Below are 16,486 nucleotides of genomic sequence, written 5' to 3' on the forward strand. Positions count from 1 at the left end.
ATACTCCGACTCATACTCCGAATATTGCGAGGTGCAGGAAACCGGCAAACGAGCCCAGCACGGCCCCGTGTACGAACAACAGCCACTCGTCCTGTTTGACGGCTGAGCGTAGTAGTTCACTGAAATCTTCCGGTGAAAGGATGCTCATGCGTTCGGTGACGAAGACACGAATCTTCTCCGACTGGCTCTCGGCGAACTCCGCGTCCTCGAAGACCCTTGGGTACAGATCGAGCACTTCGGTGGTGGCCAGGCCGGGCAGACGCTTGTAGCTCTGCGAACCGACGGTCATCTTGACCACCGACTTTGCCCAGCCGGCGGCGTCGTCGACGGATTCGCGCAGTACCTGATCGAGCATCCGCCGCGTTCGGTCCGAGCGGGGACCTTCGAGGAGTTCGGTGCCGATGTTCTCGAGCGTCACGACGTGATCGGCCAGGGTTTTTGCGTACCCGGCGATGATCTCGGTGCGGCGTTTGAGGAAAAGTCCCTGCCGCCACGGCACCCAACGGCTGGGGGTGATCGGTTCGAAGATCATCGTGATTCCCAGGTAGTTCACGATGTACCCGATGATCACGCCACCGATGGGAAGCACCCACCACTGCGGAACCAGATGGAGGATTCCGACGAGCACGAAGCCCATCGGGAACCCGAAGTAGAAGCCGAAGTTCTGCATGAACCTGAGCTCTTTGTTGCCCATCGTGCGGAAGATGTCGTTGAGCAGTTTGGGATGCGAGGAGAGGTAGCGGATCACCATCAGCTTCGCGTCGATGAACTCGTCGATGTCCTCTTCGATGCGGTCGGTGATCATGCGCACGCTGGCCGGCAGATCGTCCTCCACCTTGCGGAAGACGGCTTCCTTCACCGACGTCGGAAGGTTGTGCCACAGCTGAGGATTCTCGGCCGTCATGATTCTGGTGACCACGCCGCGCACTTCACTGCGGGAGATGTTCACCAAGTGCTCGGCGATGCTGTCCGGGTCCAGGACGCGATAGAAATCGGCGATGCTTCCGACTTTCGCGAGGGATTTGTCGACGGCGATCGACGCCATCTTCTCCGCCCGCGAGGGGACGATGCCTTGCCAACCGAATCTGCCGTCGCTGGTGATCGCGGGGATCACCTGGACGCGCCGGGGGAGGAACGGGAAGAGCAGTTTGAGGCCGGGCACTTTGATCCCGTGGAAGTTGATCGGCGCAAACAGCATCAGGACGCCCGACCAATTGGTGATGTACCCGATGATTCCGGTGAACAAAGGAATGGTGATCAACTGTTCGAGCAAGTGGTCCGGCACCGTCGCACATCCTCCTCATATCCGAGAACCTCACGTTCGGACATGATTGCCGAAACTTCGCTCTTCGTGGGTGTTTCGTTGGCTACTGCTGCGCCTTCCCAGTTGCGTCAGCATAGAGGCCCGACAATTCGGGCTGTAGGTGGGTAGGAAGTTGATGTAACCTCACGTACATGGTCAGTATTGCGCACAACACGACGACGCCGGTTCTCTTCCGGCGCATCGTTTAGCAACTGCTGACCGAACCCTTTCAGCCCCGGGAGTTATCGCCCCGGGGCTTTCCTGTTTCGTCGCTCCGTGTGCGTCTCCCCTTGAACGATTTGGAGAGCTCTCATGAGCGTTGACCACCGCGAACTCGGGCGCGACCTGGAGTTTTTCGCCACCACCCCCATGGTCGGAGCCGGCCTTCCGCTCTGGTTACCGGACGGCGCCGTCATCAGGAACGAACTCGAAAAGTTCGCCGCCGAACAAGCAGCGCGCTCCGGTTGTCAGGGTGTCTACACCCCGGTTATGGCGAAGAAAGAGTTGTACGAGAGATCTGGTCATTGGTCCAAGTTCTCGGAAGACATGTTCCCCGAAATGAAGATAGGGGGAGAGTCATTTCTCCTTCGTCCGGCTAACTGTCCTCATCACGCTCAGGTATTCGCCGCTCGCGGTCGTAGTTATCGCGAGCTACCTTTCCGTGTTCGTGAACTCGGCTCGATGTTCCGTAGTGAACTCTCCGGAGTTCTCAGCGGATTGAGTCGAGTCCGACAGATCAATCTCGACGACGCACATGTCTTCTGTAGTCGTGAACAAGTGCAAGCGGAAGTGATCGTCGCGCTCGTCGCGATCGAGCGCTGCTACTCGACTCTGGGGATTGCCGAACGGGGGTACCGACTCTCGATCAGAGGGGGAGAGGGGCAGTACCTCGGCACCGACGAGCAGTGGGTGGACGCCGAGGATCACCTTCGCGGGGCGCTGAATGCACGCTCGATCGAGTACGTGGAAGCGAAGGGGGAGGCAGCGTTCTACGGTCCCAAGATCGACGTCCAGGTGCGAGACGCGCACGGCCGCGAGGAAACACTCTCGACCGTGCAACTCGACTTCAATCAACCGGCGCGGTTCGACCTCGAGTACACCGCTGAGGACGGATCCAAGGCTCGCCCCGTCATGATCCATCGGGGCTTGCTCGGGTCGATGGAACGCATGACTGCGCTTTTGATCGAAAGGTTCGAAGGGCGGATGCCGCCGTGGCTGGCACCCAACCAAGTCTCGATTCTGCCCGTCGGCGACCGGCACCAGGTTGAGGCCGAGCGTTTGCGGGCCGATCTCGAGGCTCGCGATGTTCGAGTGGCGATCGCGCCTGACGGATCGTTGGGACGTCGCATCCGCGAGGCACGCACTCACCGTGACCCGTACATCGCGGTGATCGGGGACAACGAGGTGCACGGCGGCACCGTCGACGTTCTGGTCCCTGCGCGTGGTGGGCGGGCGGTCGTCGATGCGAGTGTGTTTGTCGCTCAGGTGGTCTCGGGCATCGAGGAGCGTGCCCTGCTTCCGGCAGACTTCTAGCCGACGGGTAGTTCGTGGAGCGCGCGCACCAGTGGCGCGAGTTCGGGTGTTTTGCATGCCTCATCGAGTGCGGCCTCGAGGGTGGCGTCGTGCGTCGGCCGTGCGCTTTCGAGAAGCTCGCGGCCGGCCGGCGTCAGTTCGGTGTAGATGCCTCGGCGGTCGTCGGCGCACAGGATGCGCGTCAGTAGTCCTCGATCTTCGAGTCGATTGACCAAGCGCGTCGTGGCGCTGCTGCTCAGTGCGGCAGCGCGAGCCAACTGGGCCATCCGCATGTGCCAGCCGTCCTGGCGGCTCAAAGCGTCGAGCACGGTGTATTCGACGACGGACAGTTTGTGCTCACGCTGGAGCGCGCGTTCCAGTTCGGTGTCGAGGGCGCCGTGCAGTGCTGCGAGCGTGCGCCACCCTTGCGAACGGATTTCGACGGCGTCGTCGGCGATCCCCATGTGATTCTCCTTGTCCGTTTCCTGCGACTCCAGGTTACCAGCTTGCGCATGTAGCGCGCGCGTGCAACTATTTATAGCGCGCCTGCAACTACTGCACACGCCCGCTAACGGCTTACGCGTAAATCTGTGAAAGGAACATCGAGATGCCATTGGGTCTCATTGCCCTCGCTATGGGCGGGTTCGGGATCGGCCTCACCGAATTTGTCATCATGGGCCTCCTGCCCGAGGTCTCGGCTGATTTCGAGGTCACCGAGTCCGTCGCGGGTTACCTGATCTCGGGCTACGCACTGTCGGTGGCGATCGGCGCGATCCTCCTGACCGCTGCCGTCACCCGCTTCGAGCGCAAGAAGGTCCTTCTCTCGCTCATGGTGCTGTTCATCATCGGCAACCTGATGTCTGCGCTCGCGCCCTCCTACGAGGTCATGATGGGCGGACGCATCGTCGCGGCACTGTGCCACGGTGCGTTCTTCGGGATCAGTTCGGTGGTTGCCGCCGACATGGTCGCGCCCAACAAGCGTGCCGGCGCCATCGCGATGATGTTCGCGGGCCTGACCATCGCCAACGTTCTCGGCGTTCCGTTCGGCACTCTGCTGGGCCAGCAACTCGGATGGCGCTCGACCTTCTGGGCCATCACTGTCATCGGCGTCATCGCCCTGATCGGAATTGCAGCACTCGTCCCGACGACGCCTGCCAGCACGACCGGTGGCGGATTGCGCGGAGAGTTGGGGGCATTCCGCAACAAGCAGGTATGGCTCTCGATCGCCATCACCATCCTCGGCTACGGCGGAATGTTCGGAGCCTTCACCTACATCGCCTTCACCCTCACCGAGGTCACCGGCTTCGCGACGTCCAGCGTTCCGTGGCTGCTCATCCTCTTCGGCTCGGGCCTGTTCGTCGGTAACTTCCTCGGAGCCAAGGCGGCCGACCGCTCGCTGACGAAGTCGCTGGTCTGGATTCTCGCGATCCTGACCGTCGTTCTGATCGTGTTCGCCGCCACCGCCGAGAGCAAAGTCATGACCGTGATCTCGCTGTTCTTCATGGGCGCCTTCGGTTTTGCGACGGTTCCAGGTCTGCAGATGCGGATCATGAACTACGCGTCGGCCGCACCGACCATGGCATCGGGTGCAAATATTGCCGCCTTCAACGTCGGCAACGCGCTCGGGGCATGGCTGGGCGGAATCACCATCGCCGCGGGACTCGGCTTCACCTCCCCGATCTGGATGGGGGCGGCGGTCACCGTCGCCGGTCTGCTGGTCCTGATCGTCGCGGCGAAGATCGACCGCCCGGCAGCGTCAGAGCAGTCGACGTCGAGCACCTCGCTGCACCCGACCGCCGCCTGAACCTGGCCATTGCGCTCTGACCCCCGCGTGAACGTATCGCTCCCCTTGTCCAACAAGGGGAGCGATACGTCCGCTACCCCGAGCCTTCGACGCACCGAAGTGTTGGACTCGATACGTACCCGCCGGAGTATCGACCGGAACATCCCACGTGATGCGCACGACGGAACCGTTGCTCCCGACCCGGCGCCAGTGCAGTTTGGTGGACCAGTCGTTGTCGTCGGCGACCCGTGTCCAGGATCCGCCGGTATTTCGCTGGATCTCGTAGAAGGTCCCGTTTCGGTGAGTGTCGTTCTTGGGGTGGCCGGTGACGAACTCGACGGCAACCTGCGCACCCGGTGAGCCGTCGCCGGGCTGGACGGTCGCATCGCCGAATTGTGTTCCCGGCAAGGGCTCGTCGAAGTCGACGCCAGGTCCGAAGCTGGGTTGGAACCCGGACAGGTCGGCCGGCGCGGGGCCGCGAGGAGGTTCGGTGCCGTCGCGCATCGCGGCTGCGAGAGCGGCGTACCCCTGTTGATAGGCCGGCAGTGTGTAACGGCCGAACATCGTCGAACCGCCCTCGTACTGCTGCGAATCGTATTCCTGTGGCGTGGTGCAGTAGCTCGAGTACGAGTTCGCGTAGCCCTGGAAGATGACGTTCTCGAGGGGAACCCCAAGCTCCTCGGCGACGGTTCGACGCACTCGTAATCCGGAGACGATGGTGAATTCCGCAGGGCCACCGACGATGTAGAACTGGCCGATCCGCAGGATCTGGATCTTCAGTACGTTCGGCACCCATCCGCCCGGTGGCAACAGGCCGACCGGAACGACTACGAGCTTGGGGGCCTGTGCATCCTGAAGCCATTGAGGCACAGGAGCATCCATGCCGCCCAAGGCGTCGATCATGGGGTTTCGGGTGCCCTCGGGGAAGATCGGAATTGCCGGCCCGTCCTCGACGCTTCCGGCGCTCATTGCCGCACCGATCGCTGCCGGTGCAGTGCGGTGCTCGCGCCCGTCCGGGGTGAATCTTCCGCTCACCACCTGATTTGCCATGTCCAGGTACATGATCCGACTGTCGACACCACCAGTGACGGTTTCGGAGGCCGAGCCGAAGGCAGTTCGAGCCGCCGCAACCTGGCGCAGCCCGATGATGCGTGCATTCTCGAATTCGTCCTCGGTCGGTCCGCGTCCGGGCTCGAGGAAGAGGTTCGGTGACATGTCGCCGCTGTTGGTCTGCGGAAAAGCGGCAATGAAACTGGTGTCGCCGTCGAGGTAACGCACACCCCGGTCGTCGTGCTCCCAGAAGTACGCCGCGGCGCCCTTGTTGTCCCCGGAGATGAGATGGTTCTCGTTCGTGAGCGAGGCGCAGTGGGTGGCGAACCAGTTGATCGCACCGATGTCCTTGCTGCCCCGGCTGATCCGCATGACACGCATGTGGTGATCGTTGCCACCGGGGTAGTAGGCCTTGTCCTCTTCGGGGTTGAGGTCGAACGCCACTCGTGATCGGTTGACGCTGGCATCGGTGAGATCGGACCGCCCGAAACGGACGGAGCCCGGCGCCAGGTTCTCGTGGGCAGCGCTGATCGCCTCGACCATGCCGTTGACCTCGGCTTCGAACACCTGCAGTTCGAAGCCGAGAACTGCGAGGTTGTACGCGTAGTTGTGCGAGGCCCCACCACATGCCGCGTGTGAATGGATGGCCGTCAACATGACGTTGCGTTCGGTGTAGATGTCGCCGAATTTCCCAGCCAGCCGGCGTAGGACCTCGTCGTGAACGGACTGGAAGATCATGCAGTTGTCGACGCACACGTAGGCGACCCGTGACCCGCCGGACTCGAAGATGAAGGCGCGTGCGCGCATTCGCTGGTGCAGTCCTTCGGCGCGTTGGTCGAAGCTCGAGTAGCCCATCATGCCGACTTCGGCGACCGGTCCGGTCACATCGGAGATCCCGACGCCCACCTGCAACGACGACGACTTGTCGATACGTGCGGGTGAAACGGTGCGTGCCGGCGAAGCTGCGACGGCCTGGTTCGTCGACAGAGCGGCGAGCGCAGGTGCGGCGGCAGCGCCTGCCAGTACGGTGCGTCGGGTGATCTGCACGAGTGTCCTTTCGGGCGGTCTGACGCGAGTTGGTCAACCGTCCAGGAGTGTAGCCCGAGTCACACGTGACCGAAAGGGGTGCCGTCGGCTGACACTCAGATCGTTGTCGCCTCCCCGAACGTCATCGCCAGGTTTTTGATGGTCGTGGTCATCAGGGCCCGGCGGGGGAGTCCCAGTTTCCGAAGCTCCGCCGCCATCGGGTGACTACCCAGCTGAACCTCTGCTCCACCAGGGCGCGATTTGACGCCGGTCGGCGCCATGTCCCACGACGTGCACCTGGTTGCGCCGTCGAGATGCGAGTACGCGGCCAACGACATGTTGGCTCCGCCGCCAGGCACGCTGACGCCGGACTTCACACTCAACTGTGTGATGAGTTTGCCGTCGCGCGAGACGGATCCGCGCTTGACCGAGCCGACGTGCTCGGTGTCGAACTCGGCGAGCACCTTCGGGAATCCCCAGATTTCCCGGCCGGCGGCCTTGGTGAACTCTCCGTCCACCGGCAACTCGTGAATGAGTGCCCCTGCAGTTCCGGCAGCGAGCGAACGTAGATCTCCCAGCACCGAGGTTTCGGGAGGCGCGGTGTGGCTACGCACCATGTACGTCACCCCGAATTCGTTGTACGGCCCCAGATCCCCATCGATGTAGTCGACAAAAACCAGGCCGCACAGCGCCCGGCCGGGACGGTACTGGAGCACGGTCAAGCCGGTGTAATCGATGATCGACTGCGCCGTTGCGCTGGGTACCGAGTACAACGCCATGAAGGCCGACGCGGTGCGAACTTCGACGGGCATCTCGACCTTCTTGCCCAGAATCGTGTAGCTCATGGCGCGACCACCCCGCGGAGTCCGTCGGATCCGTAGACGGGTTCGAGCATCGAGCGGAAATCCGGTCCGCGGCGCAGCATTTGGCCTCCGTCGACGTTGATGATCTGCCCGGTGATCCAGGTGGACTGCGGTCCGAGGAGGAAGGAAGCGAGTCCGGCGACGTCCTCGACCTCGCCGACGCGTTCGAGCGGAGTGTTGGCCAGGTAATCGTCCAGGATGGGGCCACCGTCGGTGATGAGCGCGACCAGATCCGTTCGGGTCAGACCCGGCCGGATCGCATTGACACGAATGTTGCTGGCGCCCAGTTCGTCTGCCGCCAATTGCACCAGGTGGTCGACGCCGGACTTCGAGACGCCGTACGCGCCGAACCAGCGATGTGTGTTGCTGCTGGCGATCGACGAGATCGCGACGATGGATCCACCGCCTCCTGCCACCAGCGCCCGGGCGCCGTGCTTGATCGTCAGCATGGTCCCCGTGACGTTGAGGTCGACGGTGCGGCGCCACGCGTCGACGTCGAGTTGCGTGACCGGTGCGATGGTTTCGTTCCCGCCGGCGCAGGCCACGACTCCGTCGAGCTTTCCGGTGACGGAGACCGCCGCGGCAACAGCGGCGACGACGTCTGCCTCGATCGTGACGTCGGTAGGGGAGACGCTGACCGATCCTTCCGGACTCGACTGCCGGATCGATTCGGCGGCAGCTTCGAGTTTCTCCTTGTTGCGTCCGCAGATCGTGACGTGAGCGCCAGACGCAACCAGCGAACGAGCGATGCCCAGACCGATGCCACTACCGCCGCCGGTCACCAGTATCGATGTGCCGGTGAAAGTGGGTATGCCCGCTGAGGCGGTGTCGTCGTCCATGTGTGTCTCCTGGTCGTTGCTCCGGCGGGCTCGCGTGCTGATTCTGGAGGTTTTCCGGTTCGGCTTCGGTGAAAACGCCCCACGCTATATAGGAACAGGTTCTACTTATTGTGGCAAGGGTTGTGCGAGAGGTGGAGTGATGGCTACCAGACCGACCTTCGATTTGATCGACGGACGCTTCTACAGCGGAGACCTCGGGAATGTGCGCGACGCATACGCCTGGATGCGTGATCACGAGCCCGTGTACCGAGACGACGCCAACGGAATCACCGCGGCCGCGAGCTACGACGCCGTCGTCGCAGCCGAGCGGGATCCCGAACTGTTCTCCAACGCCGGCGGCATCCGCCCCGAAACGGGTCCGTTGCCGCAGATGATCGACATGGACGACCCGCAGCACCTCACGCGTCGGCGCTTGGTCAACGCGGGTTTCACACGTAAGAAGGTCGAAGCCAAGGCCGGCCGTATCCGGGAGATCTGCGATCAACTGATCGACGCCGTCTGTGAGAAAGGAGAAGCCGACTTCGTCGCAGACCTGGCCGCACCACTTCCCATGGCCGTCATCGGCGACATGTTGGGTGTCCGTCCCGAGGAACGCGCGTTGTTTCTGCGGTGGTCGGATGATCTGGTGAAGGCATTGGGAAGCAACGCTTCCCAGGAGCAACTGCAGGCCATGATGGCTGCGTATGTCGACTTCACCGCGTACATGATGCGAACCATTGCCGAGCGGAGGAGCGAGCCGGCCGACGATTTGGTGAGCACGTTGATTCACAGTGAGGTCGACGGCGAGGCCCTCTCCGATCAGGAAATCGTCAACGAATCCCTGCTGATCCTGATCGGCGGTGACGAGACCACACGGCACGTGCTCAGCGGCGGCATGGAACAGCTACTGCGCCATCCGGACCAGCGCCGGRAGCTAGTCGACGATCCCGATGCCATTCCCTTGGCAATGGAGGAGATGCTGCGGTGGTCCTCGCCGATCAAGAACATGGCTCGAACCCTGACCCGTGACACCGATTTCTTCGGCGCGCAGCTGAAGGCAGGTGAGAAGATGCTGCTGCTCTTCGAATCGGCAAATTTCGACGAGTCCGTGTTCCTGAACGCCGAACGGTTCGATATCGGCCGCACACCGAATCCACACGTGGCCTTCGGCTTCGGAACGCATTTCTGTCTGGGTAATCAGCTGGCCAGGCTCGAGGGGCGGATCATGTTCGAGCAACTCTTCGCCAGGCTGCCGGGAATGGCACTTGCCACCGACGCGCCGTTGCAGCGGCGTGCCGCCAACTTCGTGTCCGGTCTCGAATCGATGCCGGTGCGGTTTACCGCTTCGGCGCCGTCAGCCGGGTAGTTGGCAGTTGGGAGGCGCAGCATCTTCGGAGAGGGGGCTGCCCGCCGGATTGACGTAGACGACCTCGAGTACCAATGGTGTTGTCTGCGAGTTGTTTCCGATGTGCACATGATCTGAACCGCTCGGTTCGATCAAAGTATTTCCGGCGCTGTAGATCCCGTCGACGGAGCAATCGGATCGGTAGTGGCTCAACGTGCCCTGCGCGATCAGTGCGTAGAGCGTCCCGTCGTGGAAGTGCCAACCGGTGGAACCGCCGGGGTCGATGGTGATCTGACGCAGGATGTAGTCCTTGCCGTCGAAAGTCACCTGCCCGAGAATTTCACCGTGTACTCCCGTGCTCGGTGTTGCCGACGCATTGATCGGCGTCAGAGACAGCCCGATCGCTGCGGACACTGCAAGCAGAACCTGATGGCGTTTACGCATGAGCGGCCCTCCCAGACGGATGTGCTCCTGAGTGTCCTCCGTCGATGCCCGGTTTATCCCAGTTTTCGTGGATCCAGCACTGCGAAGGCAGAGGTATGCCCTTGAGAGGCGGTTACGCTCGTGCCATGCGGCAAGTCGCGACGAGGCGCCGGAGCCAGCCGCCGCCTGCGCGCTTCATGTTCGAGGCATTGATCGATCCGTACCGCCAGCCCGCCCGGCACTGGCTGGAACTTCTCGAGAGCGAGATCGCACCGGAGATCGTCAGGGCTGAAGAACCGGAGTTGGTGATCTGGTCGTCGATCTGGCCGGACCGCCCCGACGCCGTCATCCGATTCGACATCGAGGCGGTCGGAAACGGCACGATGCTGCGTTGGACGCTTTTCCTCGAAGATCCGATACCGTCCGAGGCGGAGGTCGTGCGGATGCGAAAGCGGCTCAACACCTTGATAAATGCGAATCTCAGGTTCAACTTCGGCCAATAGTTCGCCAAAAGCGGGAACTCTGTGGGCGCCCGTCCCGCCTACCTGCAATTGCGATACGGCATGGACAAAGCCGCCGGCACCGAAAAGGTGTCCAGCGGCTTCACAGCGTCGGTGCTCGTCTTGCGCCTCTCGGCAAGTGGCCGCTCGAATCGGCATTTCTTTCGGTGGTACCCGGGGCAAAGAACTTCAGCACCGATGGCCTGTCGAGATGCAGCGAAGATTGGCGGGACGTGCGCCGCCACTTTGGTGGGCTTCGGGCGAGTCTCCGAAGCCCGCCAAAGTAGTTGCTTCGGCTCCAATAGCTTCTGAAAACTCAGACCGCAGGATCGGAGCGGCGCCGGTGAGGATTCGCGGTGTGAGCAGAGTAAGTAACGATGCGCTGGCCGACCCGTGCGGCCATGAGAGTGGAGACGCCGCTGGGCAGTAGCGGGTCATAGCCGGTGAGTTCGGCGATGCGGGAGAGCCGGTAGGTAACTGTGTTGCGATGGATGAACAGTGCCTGGGCGGAGACGTTGTGGTTGAACTCGCTGTCGATGAACGCATCGAGCGTCTCCAGCAGCGCAGGATGATCGGCAAGGGGATCGAGTAACGCTGCCAGGGCCGTCAGCGTGGGTCCGCCCGCAGCCACGGAATACTCGAATATCATGCGATTTCGGGTGCAGACCGTTTCAGCCCGGCCGAGGGCGCGGGCGGTCTCGGCGACGGTCCGTGCTTCGGCATAGGCCCCGGGGATGTCCGCCCGCGTAAGTGCGGTCGCGACCCCAATCCAGAATTCAGACTGAATGGCACTGTTGGACAGTACGATTCGGCTGGCTAACGCCGACGCCGGATCGCGTTCGTCGCCCGGGCGCAGGGGGACGAGCGCGATCCAACCGCCGTTGTCGCGGTAGAGGAAGGTGCCCGGGAGCAGCCCGAGCCGGTCGCGGAGGGCGGTGAGGGTGCCGGGCGCCGGTTGACCGAGTCGTACCGCGGCAACGATGAACGATTCCGCGATGGGGATCTCGGGTGCGCCCGTCCATCCGCTGACCTCGCGTCCAGCGAGCAGGTCGGCGGCGATCTCGCCTTGGCGTTCCAGGATGTCCCAGCGTGGCTGCCGGCTGTCCTCGATCAGGGTGGTGGCGATGTGTGTGACCACCAGATTGAGGTAGTTGGTCAGGCACAGCCCGAGTTTGGGCAATAGCGGGTACTCATCTGGTTCGAGGGTCAGGATGGACTCGCTCCATAGGAATGCGGTGCCGACCCGGTAGTTGGTCAGGATCTCCTCGAGGGACATGCCGTCACGGATCAGTCGCAACGCCCGTTCGACGATCGGGCGGGTGTCTTCCCTGGTCAGTTCGTGTTCCATGACGAGTGACCGGAAGAACAATGCGATGTTGAGCTGCACGCTGGGCACGAAGTCTGCGTCCAGCATGGAGTGCGGCAGCAGGTCGTCGGTCTTTAGAGTGGTGGCCAATCCGGCCGCCCGGGCGTGCGCCCGGGCGATCACGTGCTGCCATTGCTCGTCGTGCGCGGGCCCGGGTTCGGGGGAATGCGCCATATTGCCTCCTCAGTCACTGGTACCCACGACCAATTCGCTCAAGCTCCTGGGAAGCCTGCGGGCAGAGGGGCGGGGGACCCGAGATTGAACTTCGGACCTGGGGACAAGCCGCGCAGTACGGCGCTGGTCCACGCTACCGCCGGAGCCCAACCAGTGACGGCATTGAGTCCGTGCTCGGGCAACGGTACGGTGATGAACCGCATGTCGGCACCGCTGTCCCAGTACTTGTTCACTGTCGGCAGCACTGTCGAGGGTGGCACGATCTCGTCCCAGATGCCGTGCCACCACAGGATCGGGCTGTCCGGGATGTGCTTGCCGAGACTGTTTTCTTCGAGCACTTGCATGACCGCAGGTTCGGTGTCCAACGATTTACCTGGCTTGAAATATGCGCTGAGTGGGCGGTAAGCCCCTGAGGGCGCGATGGTGATGACACAGCGAGATTGGAAATCGCGCAGCAATTGCTGGCCTTCCTCGGTGAGCAATTCCTCAGGCCGGAACACGTCCGGGTATTCCCGTGCCAAGGCTACGAACCCGAGCCACATGGTGAAATTTCCGGCTCCCGCGAGTCCGGGGTGCGGCTGCACTGCATATCGTGCGATGCCGGTGAGGCTGCCTGGGGTGGCGCCCGCGGCCGTGCCCAGCAGCCGTACGTCGGGCGCGTAGGTCGCACGCAGTTCGGCAGCGCGCATCGATCCCGAGCCGCCACCGGAGTATCCGTACAACGCGATGCCGGGATCGGCCAGGCCCAGCCCCTCATCGTTCTTCACCGCGCGCAGGCTGTCCAGCACCATCTTGCCCTCGGCATAGGTGTTGAACGTGTTGAACTTGCCGTCGAAGTCGGGGACGTTGATGGCGAAGCCCTGCGCCAGCCAACCGGCCACGAGCGGGGACTCCTTCATCGTGCCGACCTGCAAGGTGTGCGACGGATTGCAGGACGAATCGGTGGAGTCGATGGCCTCCTGGAACGAGACCACCGGCCGGGTACTTCCCTGCCACGGAATGCCTGGCACGATGACCGTCGTGGCTGTCACGATCGGATTGTCGTGGACATCGTTGGATCGGAAGAGTAGTTGCTTGGTGTAGACGGGAACCGGAATACCGACCAACCGGGTCTGCACCTCCCGAGTGCGCACAATCTGACCAGGTGCATAGGACGCGAGGTCCTCCGGATCGTTGTACCAGGGGTCTTCCGAGGGGGTCGGAATCGGCAGCTGATCGTAGAGTTGCGGTTCGGACGGCAGTTGTGGGAGCTGGTTCTGGTCCGGAGGAAATACGATATCGGTGGGATCACCCGCCGCAGTATTCGCACCGACCAGCACAGCTACCGCGGATATCATTGCCACAGTCGAGTGTCGCAACCACGTCTTACTCATTTAGCCTCCAGCGTCATCGCCATGAGGTGAAAGCCTCCAGGCGTCTGGAACAAGAACACCGCATGACGCGGTGTGAAATCTTCGGCACGATCCCAGCGGTGATTGCAATTATTAGTGCATGTGCACAATCGAATCGGCTGCGCTTCATCTGACTGGACAGGAATTGCTGGCGGGACGCTCCAGGAAGGACGCGATGCGCGTAGGCCCCGGTATCGAGTAGGGCAATCTACGGTCCCCTGGGGGGAAATGCTGGGAACCGATGTTCTATTCGTAGCCACATCGTTTCCCTCTTCGCAGCGAATACTTTCGGTGAAACGTATGCCGGTGGGAACTTTCCCGGCAGGGTAAACGTAGAGTAAAGAACAAGGCTTCTTTCGCATCGACAGAGAGACCCATGGACAGCCACAGACCCAGGCCGGACACACCCCACTACGTGAACGCATGTGATGGCGAGGTGTCCGGCTCATGATGATCGCCCTGACACTGCTGCTCGGTGTGCTGGTCGTTCTGCTGATCACCGCAGTGACCGGCTACTTCGTTGCCCAAGAGTTCGCCTACATGGCCGTGGACCGATCCCGGCTCAATTCACTCGCCCAGGCCGGCGATTTGGGGGCGCAGCGGGCTCTGGCGGTGACGCGACGCACCTCGTTCATGCTCTCCGGCGCCCAGCTGGGTATCACGGTCACCGGTCTGCTCGTCGGTTACGTCGCCGAACCTCTCATCGGTGAATCGCTGGGAACGATCTTCGGTGGCATCGGCATTCCCACCGCCGTCGGGCTCGCGATCGGTGCTGTCTTGGCTTTGCTGTTCTCCACTCTGGTCCAGATGCTCTTCGGTGAGCTCTTTCCGAAGAACCTGGCCATCGCCCGTCCCGAACCGGTGGCCCGGTGGCTAGCTCGCTCGACCACCCTCTATCTGAAACTGTTCGGCTGGCTGATCTGGATCTTCGACCAAGCGTCGAACCTGCTGCTTCGCGCCCTGAAGATCGAGCCGGTGCACGACGTCGAACACTCCGCCTCCGCCCGCGACCTCGAGCACATCGTCGCCGAGTCCCGCGAAACTGGGACTCTGCCGCCCGAGTTGTCGACGATGCTCGATCGTATTCTCGATTTCCCCACTCGTCCGGTGGAGCACGCGATGATCCCGCGCACCCATGTCGACACCGTCCGCGCTGACGACTCCCTCGACCACGTCATCACTCTCATGGGGCGAGGGCACTCCAGATATCCCGTCGTGGGGGCAGATTCCGAGGACATCGTCGGCGTCATCCACCTTCAGGATGTTCTCGGCCTGACGCCGACCACTGATCTGACTGTGCGCGCACTCACCCGCTCCGCCCTGATCTTCCCGACGATACTTCCCCTGCCGAAGGCCCTGGCCGAACTCACCGACAGCAAGAACCAACTCGCTTGCGTCATCGACGAATACGGTGGATTCGCCGGAATTATCACCCTCGAGGACATCGCCGAAGAACTCGTCGGCGAAATCACCGACGAACACGACCCCGATCTGCCACTCGAACTACCCAGCGAGGACGGATCGTGGACCGTCGACGGTGGCGTGCACCTCGACGAGATCGAACGCACCATCGGACACGACCTCCCGAGCGGTGACTACGAGACGATCGCCGGCTTCACCATCGCTCATCATGGCGAACTTCCGGCCGAAGGGACCCGAATCCGCGTCGAATTGCCACCTGATCCCGCCGACCTGATTTCCGACGGCGAACAACCCCGACATTCACTGGTCATCGATGTCCTGTCCGTCGAGCGGCACGTCCCGGCATCACTACGACTACGCCTCGACCCCACCGAGATGGCCGGGACTGAAGCCGCGGAGGAGAACCGATGAGCAATCCCTGGATCGTCATTGCGATCACCGTCGGCCTCATCGCATTGAGCGCCTTCTTCGTCGCCGTCGAATTCGCCCTCATTTCCGCCAAACGGCACCGCCTCGAAGACGCCGCCCCCAACAGCCGCTCCGCCCGAGCCGCACTGCGCAGCGCCTCCGAACTAACCGTGCTCCTCGCCGGCTCCCAACTCGGCATCACCGTCTGCACCCTCGCACTCGGCGCGATCACCAAACCCGCCGTCCACCACTGGCTCACCCCTGCCTTCTCGAATTGGGGTATGCCGCTGTGGATCGCCGACGTCGCCGGTTTCGTTCTCGCGCTGATCATCGTGACTTTCCTGCATCTGGTCGTCGGTGAAATGGCACCGAAATCCTGGGCGATCGCCCACCCCGAGAAATCCGCCACACTGCTCGCCATCCCGATGCGCGGATTCATGTGGATCACCCGGCCTCTACTGCAATCGCTGAACTCGATGGCCAACTGGCTTCTGGTCAAAGTCGGTGTGCAACCGGTCGATCACGTCGGCAGCGGCCAGGACCCCGACGCCTTGCGGCACCTGGTCGAGCACTCCACCAACGTCGGAGCCCTCGACGCCGGATACTCCGCGCAACTCTCCGGCGCCCTCGACATGCAGACCCTGACCGTCCGCGATCTGCTTCCGAGCAACAAAGCTCCGACCTCCGTCACCACATCCGCGACCATGAACCACGTTCGATCGGTATCGAAACAATCAGGGCACCTACGAATCCTCGTTCGCGACAACGGTGTTCCTCTCGGGATCGTGCACGTTCGCGACACCCTGCTCCAACCCGACCACACCCGCGCCGAGGACATCATGCGACCGGCGTTCACCCTTGCGCCCGATACCCCCGTCCACCTCGCACTCGCCTCGATGAGGGAGAGCCGAAATCACCTCGCCGTAGTCACAGACGAACGAACAACGGTCGGCATCATCACTCTCTCCGATGTTCTCTCGCGATTGTTCCCGCGGTCCGAACCAGCAATCTGACCCGGGCTTGGGCACGACGATCAGATCTCAGGTTGCTCGAAGCGATGCTCGAAAGGAACGACCAGATCGTCGTGCCCAACGACCGGTGT

General features: G+C 62.5%; 14 protein-coding genes. 6 read left to right on the forward strand and 8 right to left on the reverse strand.

Annotation, left to right across the window (positions count from 1 at the left end; translation table 11 throughout):
- Positions 1 to 10: 10 nt before the first annotated feature.
- The gene (locus AC1DVN_RS15020) at positions 11 to 1,285 is read right to left on the reverse strand and encodes a DUF445 domain-containing protein (protein ID WP_019746908.1); all 1,275 of its coding nucleotides are present in this window, start codon (positions 1,283 to 1,285) and stop codon (positions 11 to 13) included.
- Between the two features lie 330 nt (positions 1,286 to 1,615).
- On the opposite strand from AC1DVN_RS15020, the gene thrS reads away from it, so the two are divergent.
- Positions 1,616 to 2,836, forward strand: coding sequence for a threonine--tRNA ligase (thrS, locus tag AC1DVN_RS15025; RefSeq protein ID WP_477993974.1), 1,221 nt, complete (start codon positions 1,616 to 1,618; stop codon positions 2,834 to 2,836).
- Here thrS and AC1DVN_RS15030 read toward each other — a convergent pair.
- Positions 2,833 to 3,279, reverse strand: a complete 447-nt coding sequence (locus tag AC1DVN_RS15030; RefSeq protein ID WP_003945852.1) for a MarR family winged helix-turn-helix transcriptional regulator — start codon at positions 3,277 to 3,279, stop codon at positions 2,833 to 2,835. The two genes, thrS and AC1DVN_RS15030, sit on opposite strands and share 4 nt — an antisense overlap.
- Before the next feature lie 143 nt (positions 3,280 to 3,422).
- Between AC1DVN_RS15030 and AC1DVN_RS15035 the strand changes: the two genes are divergently transcribed.
- Positions 3,423 to 4,619 (forward strand): MFS transporter, encoded by a 1,197-nt coding sequence (locus tag AC1DVN_RS15035; RefSeq protein WP_477993975.1) that lies wholly within the window; start codon positions 3,423 to 3,425, stop codon positions 4,617 to 4,619.
- Here the strand turns inward: AC1DVN_RS15035 and AC1DVN_RS15040 are convergent.
- The 3 genes from AC1DVN_RS15040 to AC1DVN_RS15050 all read right to left on the reverse strand — a co-directional run bounded on the left by AC1DVN_RS15040 (position 4,572) and on the right by AC1DVN_RS15050 (position 8,376).
- Complete coding sequence (locus AC1DVN_RS15040; RefSeq protein ID WP_477993976.1) at positions 4,572 to 6,695, reverse strand: neutral/alkaline ceramidase; 2,124 nt, start codon at positions 6,693 to 6,695, stop codon at positions 4,572 to 4,574. The two genes, AC1DVN_RS15035 and AC1DVN_RS15040, sit on opposite strands and share 48 nt — an antisense overlap.
- 95 nt (positions 6,696 to 6,790) lie before the next feature.
- Positions 6,791 to 7,519 (reverse strand): acetoacetate decarboxylase family protein, encoded by a 729-nt coding sequence (locus tag AC1DVN_RS15045; RefSeq protein WP_007734116.1) that lies wholly within the window; start codon positions 7,517 to 7,519, stop codon positions 6,791 to 6,793.
- Positions 7,516 to 8,376: an SDR family oxidoreductase gene (locus AC1DVN_RS15050; RefSeq protein ID WP_019746912.1), complete on the reverse strand. Its 861-nt coding sequence runs from the start codon at positions 8,374 to 8,376 to the stop codon at positions 7,516 to 7,518. Before AC1DVN_RS15050 ends, AC1DVN_RS15045 begins: the two co-directional genes overlap by 4 nt.
- 139 nt (positions 8,377 to 8,515) lie before the next feature.
- Here AC1DVN_RS15050 and AC1DVN_RS15055 point away from each other — a divergent pair, with 139 nt between their 5' ends.
- Positions 8,516 to 9,721, forward strand: a complete 1,206-nt coding sequence (locus AC1DVN_RS15055) for a cytochrome P450 (protein ID WP_477993977.1) — start codon at positions 8,516 to 8,518, stop codon at positions 9,719 to 9,721.
- On the opposite strand, the gene AC1DVN_RS15060 is transcribed toward AC1DVN_RS15055, so the two are convergent.
- Complete coding sequence (locus AC1DVN_RS15060) at positions 9,710 to 10,144, reverse strand: cupin domain-containing protein (protein WP_003945598.1); 435 nt, start codon at positions 10,142 to 10,144, stop codon at positions 9,710 to 9,712. The genes AC1DVN_RS15055 and AC1DVN_RS15060 overlap by 12 nt on opposite strands.
- 125 nt (positions 10,145 to 10,269) lie before the next feature.
- On the opposite strand from AC1DVN_RS15060, the gene AC1DVN_RS15065 reads away from it, so the two are divergent.
- Entirely contained in the window at positions 10,270 to 10,626 is a 357-nt protein-coding gene (locus AC1DVN_RS15065) for a hypothetical protein (RefSeq protein WP_229757007.1), read from the forward strand.
- Positions 10,627 to 10,939: 313 nt separating this feature from the next.
- Here AC1DVN_RS15065 and AC1DVN_RS15070 read toward each other — a convergent pair whose 3' ends face one another.
- Both AC1DVN_RS15070 and AC1DVN_RS15075 read right to left on the reverse strand, forming a co-directional pair.
- Complete coding sequence (locus tag AC1DVN_RS15070) at positions 10,940 to 12,163, reverse strand: PucR family transcriptional regulator (RefSeq protein ID WP_477993978.1); 1,224 nt, start codon at positions 12,161 to 12,163, stop codon at positions 10,940 to 10,942.
- Between the two features lie 38 nt (positions 12,164 to 12,201).
- Complete coding sequence (locus tag AC1DVN_RS15075; RefSeq protein WP_020968441.1) at positions 12,202 to 13,536, reverse strand: lipase family protein; 1,335 nt, start codon at positions 13,534 to 13,536, stop codon at positions 12,202 to 12,204.
- A 465-nt stretch (positions 13,537 to 14,001) separates the two neighbouring features.
- Between AC1DVN_RS15075 and AC1DVN_RS15080 the strand changes: the two genes are divergently transcribed.
- On the forward strand, positions 14,002 to 15,387 hold the full coding sequence (locus AC1DVN_RS15080) for a hemolysin family protein (RefSeq protein ID WP_195791505.1): 1,386 nt from the start codon (positions 14,002 to 14,004) through the stop codon (positions 15,385 to 15,387).
- Positions 15,384 to 16,397, forward strand: coding sequence for a hemolysin family protein (locus AC1DVN_RS15085; RefSeq protein WP_020968443.1), 1,014 nt, complete (start codon positions 15,384 to 15,386; stop codon positions 16,395 to 16,397). Before AC1DVN_RS15080 ends, AC1DVN_RS15085 begins: the two co-directional genes overlap by 4 nt.
- Positions 16,398 to 16,486 lie beyond the last annotated feature (89 nt).

Source organism: Rhodococcus sp. P4_E4, from assembly GCF_056401575.1.